Annotated in this window: 7 protein-coding genes; 5 read left to right on the plus strand and 2 right to left on the minus strand. The window is 62.1% G+C overall.

All coding sequences use genetic code 11. The features are described from left to right. Positions 1 to 4: 4 nt before the first annotated feature. The 4 genes from HX881_RS27830 to HX881_RS27845 all read left to right on the plus strand — a co-directional run bounded on the left by HX881_RS27830 (position 5) and on the right by HX881_RS27845 (position 3708). Positions 5 to 946 carry an aldo/keto reductase gene (locus tag HX881_RS27830; RefSeq protein WP_177087671.1) on the plus strand — a complete coding sequence of 314 codons (942 nt, stop codon included), beginning with the start codon at positions 5 to 7 and terminating at the stop codon, positions 944 to 946. Between the two features lie 17 nt (positions 947 to 963). Beyond that, positions 964 to 1896 carry a LysR family transcriptional regulator gene (locus tag HX881_RS27835; RefSeq protein WP_177087673.1) on the plus strand — a complete coding sequence of 311 codons (933 nt, stop codon included), beginning with the start codon at positions 964 to 966 and terminating at the stop codon, positions 1894 to 1896. A 159-nt stretch (positions 1897 to 2055) separates the two neighbouring features. Beyond that, a complete protein-coding gene (locus tag HX881_RS27840) occupies positions 2056 to 3084 on the plus strand; it encodes a LacI family DNA-binding transcriptional regulator (protein WP_177088096.1) in 1029 nt (342 codons plus the stop codon). Positions 3085 to 3324: 240 nt separating this feature from the next. Then, the gene (locus HX881_RS27845) at positions 3325 to 3708 is read left to right on the plus strand and encodes a DUF1640 domain-containing protein (RefSeq protein ID WP_177087674.1); all 384 of its coding nucleotides are present in this window, start codon (positions 3325 to 3327) and stop codon (positions 3706 to 3708) included. Positions 3709 to 3874: 166 nt separating this feature from the next. Here HX881_RS27845 and adeC read toward each other — a convergent pair whose 3' ends face one another. Together adeC and HX881_RS27855 are read right to left on the minus strand one after the other, a co-directional pair. Then, positions 3875 to 5305: an AdeC/AdeK/OprM family multidrug efflux complex outer membrane factor gene (gene adeC / locus HX881_RS27850; protein ID WP_177087676.1), complete on the minus strand. Its 1431-nt coding sequence runs from the start codon at positions 5303 to 5305 to the stop codon at positions 3875 to 3877. Positions 5306 to 5377: 72 nt separating this feature from the next. Then, a complete protein-coding gene (locus HX881_RS27855; RefSeq protein WP_017128199.1) occupies positions 5378 to 6184 on the minus strand; it encodes a helix-turn-helix transcriptional regulator in 807 nt (268 codons plus the stop codon). Positions 6185 to 6742: 558 nt separating this feature from the next. Here HX881_RS27855 and HX881_RS27860 point away from each other — a divergent pair. Then, positions 6743 to 9919: a non-ribosomal peptide synthetase gene (locus HX881_RS27860; RefSeq protein WP_246356606.1), complete on the plus strand. Its 3177-nt coding sequence runs from the start codon at positions 6743 to 6745 to the stop codon at positions 9917 to 9919. Positions 9920 to 9994: the final 75 nt, after the last annotated feature.

Here is a 9994-nt window from a genome sequence, read left to right on the forward strand (position 1 = left end):
CGATATGACTTATCAAGACACCCTTCGCGATACCCGGTTTCCACTTATCTACGGCAGCGGTTCGATGCCGGCGGTGGGCTTCGGTACGCTGTTCCGCGATCTTTCGGTGACCACCGAGGCGATCAGGACCGCGCTGCAAACCGGCTTCCGGCATTTCGATTGTGCCGAGCGCTATCGCAATGAAGAGCAGGTCGGCGTGGCGCTACAGGAGGCGCTGGAGAGCGGCCAGGTCGCGCGGGAAGAGCTGTTCATCACCACCAAGCTGTGGAATACCAATCACCGGCCCGAGCGCGTCAAGCCGGCGTTCGAGGCCAGTTGCCGGCGACTGGGCGTCGACTATATCGACTGCTACCTGATCCATACGCCGTTTGCCTTTCAGGCCGGTGACGACCAGGACCCGCGGGATGCACTGGGCCAGGTCATCTACGACCAGGGCGTGACGCTGATCGAGACCTGGCGGGCTCTCGAGAGCCTGATGGACGAAGGGCTGTGCCGCTCCATCGGCCTTTCGGACATCACCCTGGAAGCCTTGAAGGAAGTGGTTGCGGCGGCCCGGATAAAACCCTCGGTGGTCCAGGTCGAGTCCCACCCGTACCTGCCGGAATGGGAACTGCTCGAATTCTGCCGTGAGCACGGCATCATCGTCCTGGCGTTCGCCCCCCTCGGCCACGGCATGGAGCCCAATGTGCTGGAGGAACCGGTGATTACCGGGATCGCCCGGCGCGTGCGCAAAACCCCGGCACAAGTGGCCCTGGCCTGGTCGGTGCAGCGTGGCGTGGCGTTCCTGACTACCTCGGCGACACCGGGCCATATCCAGGAGAATTTCGATATCGCGACCTTGCCCCACCGGGCCATGCGGGAAATCCAGGAAGAGATCACCACCCGCATACGCTTCAACTCGGTGGTGGAAACCGGCGTGCCAGGTTTTATTCCGCGCAAGAAATGATTCCCGAGGTGGACACGATGGACGTATTCCAGAGCATGCGGTTTTTCATCACCGTCGCACAGAGTGGCAGCTTCACGGCGGCGGCCGCAGTGCTGGGCACCACCATCACCAATGTCTCCAAGGCGGTTTCCGCTCTTGAGGCCAGGCTGCAGACGCGGCTGATCAACCGCACCACCCGACGCCTGGCGCTGACCGAAGCCGGGGCGCGCTACCTGCAACGCTGCGAGAAGATTCTCGACGAGGTGCGCGAGGCGGACGAGGAGGCGGGGACGGCCCATGTCATGCCCGCCGGACGCCTGAAGATTCATGCGATGGCGGCGGTGGGCAACCACTATGTGATCGACGCCATCGCCCGCTATCGAGAACGCTATCCCTCGGTCATGTTCGACCTGACCCTGACCAACCGCCAGCCCGACCTGCTGGAGGAGGGCTACGACATGTCGATCGTGCTGGCGCGGGAGCTGCCCGATTCGGGATTTGTCGCCCAGCGACTGGGTTCCACCTACAGCATTCTCTGTGCTGCACCGGCGTACCTGGAAAGGCGCGGCATTCCCGATTCGCCGAGTGCCCTCGGTGCGCATGACTGCCTGAGGATCGTCAACACGGTCATGCCCGTGGAGCACTGGGCCTTCGAGGGGCCGCAAGGCATGGAAGCCATCGATATCCCGCTGTCGCCTTTTCATATCAATACCGCCGATGGCATGACGGTCGCGATCAAGAGCGGCATGGGCATCGGCATCCAGCCCGTGGCCTCCGCCATCGAAGGTCTGCGGGCAGGGACCCTGGTGCGGGTCCTGCCGGACTATCACCTTGAACAGCTGAACCTGTTCGCCATCTATCCGTCGCGCAAATTCGTCGATGCCAAGATCAGGACCTGGGTGGAATTTCTCAAGAGCGCTGTTCCGGGTGTGCTGGCATCCGACGAAGAGGTACTCGCGTCGCGAGAGTGATCGGTCGCGGTCTTCTCTCCCCGCCATCGGGCAAGGAAATATCAGCCATTTACAGGCGGGCGCGTGGTTGCGGCTCGACGCCTGACAAAAGCGCGATTAGCATGGCGATGACCTCGACCGAGCCCGGAAAAACCTCACAAGAACCTCATCTCCATGACCATGCTCGAACGCGCCAGACACTTCTCCATCAAGCAACTCGCCCTCCAGGCGGGGGTCAGCAAGGCCACGGTCGATCGCGTGCTGCATGAACGCGGCAGCGTGCATTACCAGACCCGGCGGCGTATCGAACAGGCCCTGGATGAACTCGAGTCCCAGGAAAAAAACGGCCTGGTGGTGGGGCGCACCTTCCATATCGACGTGATCCTGCATACGCCACGACGTTTCAGCACAGCGGTGCAGAAGGCAATGACCACGCAACTGGGCAGCATGGCGCCGTTTCGCATTGCCCCGCGCTTTCATCTGTTCGAGGACATCGAGCCGCAGGCAATGCACGACAGGCTGCTGCGCTGCCTCGACACCGGCAGCCAGGGCGTGGTGCTCAAGGCCGCCGACGTGCCGCTGGTGAACCAGGCGGTCAGACGGCTGGCCGAGGCCGGTATCCCGGTGGTGACCCTGGTCAGTGATCTGCCGCAAAGCGAGCGCATCGGCTATGTCGGCATGGACAACCGGACCGCCGGGCAGACCGCCGCGTATCTGTTTTCCCGCTGGCTACCCTCCGAGCCCCAGGACGTGGCGGTGGTCATCAGCAGTGAGTTGTTCCGTGGCGAAGAAGAACGGGAAATGGGCTTTCGCATGTGGCTGCGGGGTCGTGCCGCGCATTTGCGGGTGCTGGATATCAGCGGCGGCTTCGGGGTGTACGAACGCACCTTCGAGCGGGTGACCGAGGCGCTGAAGCAGCATCCCGGGCTCAAGGCGGTGTACAGCGTGGGTGGCGGCAATCGGGCGATAGTCGACGCCTTTGCCGCCCAGGGTCGGCCCCTGGAAGTGTTTATCGGCCACGACCTCGATGAAGAAAACCAGCAGTTGCTGAACGAGGAAAAAATCGCCGCGATCATCGACCACAACCTGCAGATCGACTCGCGCAATGTGTTCCTGCACATCCTGCAGTTCCACCGGCTGTGGAAGGCCGGGCCGGTCGCACCGTCCCAGGTGCAGATCGTCACGCCGTTCAACCTGCCTGGTGGTTAAAGCGTTGGGCGATGCCACGGTACAACATCGCTCCTGACATGTTCCTGAATGCGCATCTACACGGCGCTTTGGCCTACAAGATCCTGGGAAGCGTCTGCCTATCTCTTCCAACAGGTTTTGGCCGAGTATCCGAATGGTATTGCTGTCGTGCGCAGCACCTGGCCGGGAAGGCCGGCTTGACGATGACCACACTCCTTCGAGCCGATGTCTCCAGGTCGCTTGTCAATTGCAGTAGCTATCATGGAAATGTCGCTAACCTTATATGACGCACTGACGACTGCCAGTATTCCGGCGAACAAGGCCAAGGCGGTTGTAGATGCCTGGGAGGCCGATATGAAAAATCTCGCGACAAAGTCGGATTTGCTGCAAACCGAAGCACGCCTGGAATCACGGCTGGATGCACGCTTCTCGGAGCAGGGATCAGTTGTCAGGGAACTGGGCAGCGAAATGCGGGCACAAGGTGTCGAACTGCGCGCCTTGATCAAGGAGCAGGGGGCCGATCTGCGTTCGTCCATTTCGGCATTGGAGTCGCAGAACAAGATCCTGCGGTGGCAGTTCGGCCTGATCTTCATCTGCGTCGCCGTACCGCTGCTGAAGACGAGTTTTGAGCTGCTGAGCAGGTAGGCCTGATCTTCGCGTTCTTTCATTCAAGCACGACAAACGAAAAGCCCGCTCAATGGCGGGCTCTCGACAGATGGGCCAAATCCCTTTGGCTGACATCATTCTGATTAACGGGTATGACGATGTGGTGACAGAGTCGCAATGATTGCGTGACAGCCTCTGTGTCATCTCAAGGCTGTCGACTCGACAGCGTCAGCCTCGACCACTCGCTCCATCCGCCGCCCAGCGCCGTGTACAGGTTCACCTCCGCCACCAGTTGCGCCAGCTGATCGTTGATCAGGCCTTGCTGCGAACTGAACAGCGAGCGTTGCGCATCGAGGAACACCAGGCTGCTGTCGACCCCGGTCCGATAGCGATGCTCGGCCATATCGTAATAGTCCTGTGTGGCCTTCACCAGGTCACGTTGCGCCTGGAGTTGCTCGTCGTAGGTCTGGCGTGCCGCCAGGCCGTCAGCAACTTCCTGGAAGGCAGTCTGGATCGATTTTTCGTATTGCGCGATACGGATATCCTTCTGCAGCTTCGAGTAGTCCAGGCTCGCCCGCAGGCTGCCGGTATTGAAAATCGGCAGGTTGACCTGCGGCTGGAAAGTCCAGGATCCCGAGCCGGCCTTGAACAGTCCCGACAGTTCCTTGCTGGTGGTGCCGGCATTCGCGGTCAGGCTCACGCTCGGAAAGAACGCCGCCCGCGCCGCGCCGATATTGGCGTTGGCTGCCTGGAGCTGGTATTCGGCCTGGAGGATGTCCGGGCGCCGTTGCAGTAGATCCGAAGGCAGGCCCGCCGGCACTTGCGCCACCAGGCTATCGGCCAGCGGTCGTTCGGGCAGCGAGTCGGGCAGTGGTGCGCCGACCAGCAGTGTCAGGTTGTTCAGGTCCTGGGCGACCTGGCGCTCGTAGCGCGACAGGTTGGCGCGGGCACTTTCGACGCTGGTCCGGGCCTGGCTGACATCCAGCGCCGAGAGCTTGCCGGCATCGCGGCTGCGGGTGGTCAGGTGCAGGCTCTGTTCATAGGCGTCGAGGGTCTTGCGGGTCAATGCCAGCAATTCACGGTCAGCCAGCCAGGTCAGGTAGGCATTGGCGACATTGGCCACCAGGCTCAACTGGGTGCTGCGTCGTGCCTGTTCCGAGGAGAGGTAGGTGGCCATGGCCTGCTCGGTCAGGCTGCGCACGCGGCCGAACAAATCCAGCTCATAGGCGCTGACGCCCAGGTTCACCGAGCTGCTCGAGGTGATGACCGGCTTGCCGCCGGCCAGACTGCCCGGCACCCGCTGGCGTGAGCTGCTGCCATTGGCCGAAACCGCCGGCAGCAGGTCGGCGCGTTGGATCCGGTACTGGGCCTGGAAGGCGTCGACATTCAGGGCGGCCACCCGCAGATCGCGGTTGTTCATCAGGGCGTTTCCGATCAATTGCCGCAGCGTCGGGTCACGAAACAGGCTGCGCCAGTCCGCGCCTGGCGCAACGCTGTCTTGGGCGGTCGTCGCATAGGCCGGGCCCTGGGGATACTGCGGCGCACTGGGCGAAGCAGGTTGCTGGTAATCCGGCATCAGCGAACAACCGCCGAGCAGCAGTGCCGCGGCGACCAGGGAAAGAGGGGATTTGCTCATCGACCAGCCTCATGGAAGGGAAGGGCGGGTGGCCGTGTAACCGGCACCCGCTTGTCAGCAAGAAAGGAAGGTCTAGGCGCCGGCCATCCAGCGGGCCAGCCCATGGCGTCCGCTGACCCCGAGTTTGGCGGCCGCGCGCTTGAGATAGGTTTCGACGGAACTGTTCTTCACGCTGAGTTTCTCGGCCATCTGTGGCACCGTGCCACCCACCAGCAGCCCCAGGCAGACTTCCCGTTCCCGGCTCGACAGAATGATGTCGCCCAGAGCCAGGCGCTTGCTGAAGGCTTGCTGCAACGAGACGGGCTCCTGTTCCGCCTGAGGCCCCGGCACAGGGCTGGTGACGTTCTTCAGGACGGCCTGGCGGCTGATCTGCGCATGGCGTTCGATCAGCGGCAGCAGGGTGTCGGAGAGGTTCTTGAGAAATGACAGCTCGCTGAGGGCAAAGCCTTTTTGCGTGTGCGAACGGTAAAGCGAAATGACACAGCGACGATTGGATTTGCGCGACACCAGGTTGCACTGGTGGGCGGCGTCCCGGTTATCACGGCGGTTGACCTGCGCGTTCATCTGGATCAGGAGTGAGTCATCCATCTCGATCATCTGGCTGAGCAGTGGATGTGTATCCGGGTGCTGCGGGAGTTCGGGCGGCGCAGAGTCGTCTTTCAGGCCGGCGCAGCCCAGTGGCTCGATATCGACCACGCTGGCCTGGCGCTCGTCGAGTGTCCATTCGCTGAGGTCGATCCGCTCGACCGGTACCAGCTTATCGATCAGGTTGAGCATGTTGCTGGCAAAGTGTTCATTGCCCGTGCTTGAAATCAGTTCGCCCAATTCGAAATAGAAGCCGGGGCTTTCTACGTCTCGAATACTGCTGGTCAGATTCATTTCCTTGTCTTCCTTGATATAGACCTGTCGTCAAACGATTTGCGGCATGAAATCGGAAGCAATCAGTTCTCCTTGAACAGGATTTCTCCGGGGATTTAAGCCTATGCATTTATCCTACGTCTGTAGTGGAAAAAGGGGACATAAAAATCTATGAAGGGTGTAGGGGGTATGGGGATTTTCTGACTATATCAAACGCTTGTTCTGTGTTGGATTGTCTTAATGATATAGCTACAAATGCATGATATTAATAAATTTTATGGGTTGTATGACGGATGATTCAGTCGGTGGCAAAGGTGGTCTTTAGCGTATTTCCTACATGTTTTTAAGACTTTGCTTAAGTGGCGTTTTGACGGTGGCTACAAAGATTCCGGGGGAGTGCTCAATATCGCGGGTCCTGATGAGGGAGTCGCTTGCATGAATATCTCCTGGGACAAGCCCCTACATACAGGAGGTTTTTTTGTCCGGGGTTTTGGTGCCATACAGCCCCGCAAGCCGGATGTTTAAATTCGCGGATAATTGTTTGAGACGGACCTTATGGAACTTTCCCGCGCTACCGACATGGACGATACGGCTGTGACTCGAGAGGGCTTTCCCCTGACGGCCAGCCAGCGGGACATCTGGCTTGACCAGATGAGTCGGGGTGATTCCCCTTTGTACAACATCGGAGGATATGTAGAACTTAATGGGACCATTGTCCCGCAACTTGTCCAGCGTGCGGTCGAGTGCCTGGTGGCCAAACACGACGCCCTGCGCACCGTGCTGCGGGCCGGTGCCGATGGCCTGCCCGTACAGAGCTTCGCGCCGACGCTGGCCGTGTCGGTGCCGTTGTACAGCGTTGCCACCCAGGCCGATCCGCTGGCGGCCGCCCGGCGGCTGATGCAGCAGCAGATACAGCAGCCTTACGAACTGGAGGGCGGGCCGTTGTTCCGCTTCTTCCTGGTTCGGCTGGACGATACCCACAATTTGCTGGGCACCCAGGCCCACCACCTGATCCTCGACGGCTGGGGCTTCGGGCAGATGCTGGCCTCGCTGGGAGGCATCTACAGCGCGCTGGCGCGCGGCGAGGAGCCGGACCTGGTGGCACCGTCCTATATCGACTTTATCGCCGATGACCAGCAATACCGCGATTCGTCGCGCTACACCCGCGACCGTGACTACTGGCTGGCCAAGTACCGGACGGTACCGGACCCGATGCTGCTGCCGCGTTATCGCGGTCGGTGGGCCAGCGACAGCGTGGTCCAGGCCTTTCCCACATCACTGCACGAGCGGATGAAGGCCCTGGCGAGTACCTGCCAGGCCTCGGCCTTCCATGTGTTGCTGGCGGCGGTGCATCTCTGCTTCGCCGGTACTTCGCAGCGCAATGACTGGGTGCTCGGCGTACCGATCCTTAACCGTGGCAATGCCCGCTTCAAGTCGACCCTGGGACTGTTTACCCAGGTCAGCGCGCTGCGTTTCGATTTTGCCGATGGGCTGTCGTTCGGCGAACTGGTATGCGGTGTACGTGATGTCCTCAGGCAGGACCTGCGGCACCAGCGCTACCCCCTGAGCGAGATGAACCGTGCGCTGGGCCTGCTGCGCGAGGATCGCAACCAACTGTTCGAAATATCGGTGTCCTATGAGCAAGATGACCATGATTACCGGTACGGCGAGGCGCAGGCGCACACCGTGAAGGTGTCCAATCGTCACGAGTCGACACCGTTGACCCTTCATCTGCGCAGCAACCGTTATAACGACAAGGCCTGGATCCACCTCGTCTACAACGAGGCCTACTTCGAGCCCGCCGAGGTCCAGGCACTGGCCGAGCGGCTGACTTTCGTGCTCGAGCAGGGACTGGAAAACACCGGCCTGGCGCTGCGCGAGTTTGTGCTGGTCACGCCGGCCGAAACCGAGCGGTTGGCAGCGTGGAATGCCACTGAGGCGGCCTATGATCTCGAACAGACCATCCAGCAGGTGTTCGAGGCCCAGGTCCGACGTACACCGGAGGCCGTGGCAGTGGTGGCGGGCGAGCGGAGCCTGACCTATCGCCAGCTCAACGAGCAGGCCAACCAGTTGGCGCACTGCCTGCGCGAGCAGGGCGTGCAACCCGATGCGCGGGTGGCGATCTGCGTCGAGCGCGGCCTGGAACTGGTGATCGGCCTGTGGGCCATCGTCAAGGCCGGGGGCGCCTATGTGCCGCTGGATCCGGGCTATCCGCCGGAGCGCCTGGAGCACATGCTGCGCGACAGTTCGTCGGTACTGCTGCTGGTGCATGCCGCTACGCGTCACCTGCCGGGCGCGGTGACCATACCCGTGCTCGACTTCGACCATGACACCTGGCATGACCAACCGGTGAGCGAGGTGCAGGTGCCGGGACTGACCGCGTCGAACCTGGCCTATGTGATCTATACCTCGGGCTCCACCGGCACACCCAAGGGCGTGGCGCTCGAGCATCGCGGCCTGTGCAATCTGGTGCACTGGAGTTCGAAACTGTTTACCGGCGATCGCAGCGGGGCGTTGTTGCAGAAGTCCCCGTTCAGTTTCGACGGCTCGGTCTGGGAGTTCTTCTGGCCGCTGACCGTGGGCATGCGCCTGGTGCTGGCCCGTCCCGACGGGCAATGGGAATCGGCCTACCTGGCGCAAACGGTGCGTGAGCAGCAGGTCACCGTGATCAAGTTCGTGCCGGCGATGCTGCAGCAGTTTCTCGAACTGGAGGAAGTCAGCCAATGCACCAGCCTGACGGACGTGTTCTGTGGCGGCGGCGAACTGACGGCGGCCCTGGCCCACAGGGTCCGGGAGCGCCTGCCAGGGGTGCGCCTGCACAACGTCTACGGGCCGACGGAGGCGACGGTCGACAGCACGGTCTGGACCCTGGAACCGGGTGCTGCGATACCGGATATCCAGTTGCCCATCGGCCGGCCGATCTGCAACACGCGCCTGTATGTGCTCGATGCTCAGGACCGGCCGGTCCCGATCGGTTTCAGCGGGCAATTGCACATTGGCGGTGTCGGCGTTGCCCGTGGCTACCTGGGGTTGCCGCAGTTGGTGGCCGAGCGTTTTATCGACAGTCCGTTCGTGGCCGGCGACCGCCTCTATCGCACCGGTGACCTGGTGCGGTATCGCGCGGACGGCAATCTCGAATTCCTCGGGCGCGACGACTTCCAGGTCAAGCTGCGCGGCTTTCGCCTGGAGCTTGGCGAGATCGAGGCGCGCCTTTCGGCCCATGACAGGGTCAGGGAGGCGGTGGTGCTGATGCGCGACGAGCGGCTGGTGGCCTATTTCACGCCGCGAGACCCCGCACAGGTGCCGGCCATCGAGGCGCTGCGCAACCATCTGTCGACACTGCTCCCGGACTACATGGTGCCATCGGCCTATGTGCGCCTCGACGCATGGCCACTGACTCCCAACGGCAAGCTGGACCGCCAGGCACTTCCGGCCCCCGGCATCGAGGCGGTGATCAGCCGGCGTTACGAGGCCCCACAGGGCGCCGTGGAAATCGCCCTGGCGCAGATCTGGGCCGAGGTGCTGAAGCTCGAGCGGGTGGGCCGCAACGACCATTTCTTCGAGTTGGGCGGGCATTCGCTGCTGGCCATGAAGCTTGTGGCACGCATGCGTGATGCGGGCCTGGAGGCCGATGCCTCGGCCATCTTCAGCGAACCCCGCCTTGCTGCCCTGGCTACCCGCACCGTCGGGCGCGTGCAAGCGCTCGAGATCCCGGCCACCACCATTCCGACGCTCAATCGCCGGCGGCGGCTCTGACTGTCGGGGCAGCCTCGCACCCCCTGAAAACGGCGGCGTTGGCCATGTCCCCGCTTCCCATGTCAGACACATCCG

The organism is Pseudomonas gingeri (genome assembly GCF_013386115.1).
Taxonomy (GTDB): domain Bacteria; phylum Pseudomonadota; class Gammaproteobacteria; order Pseudomonadales; family Pseudomonadaceae; genus Aquipseudomonas; species Aquipseudomonas gingeri.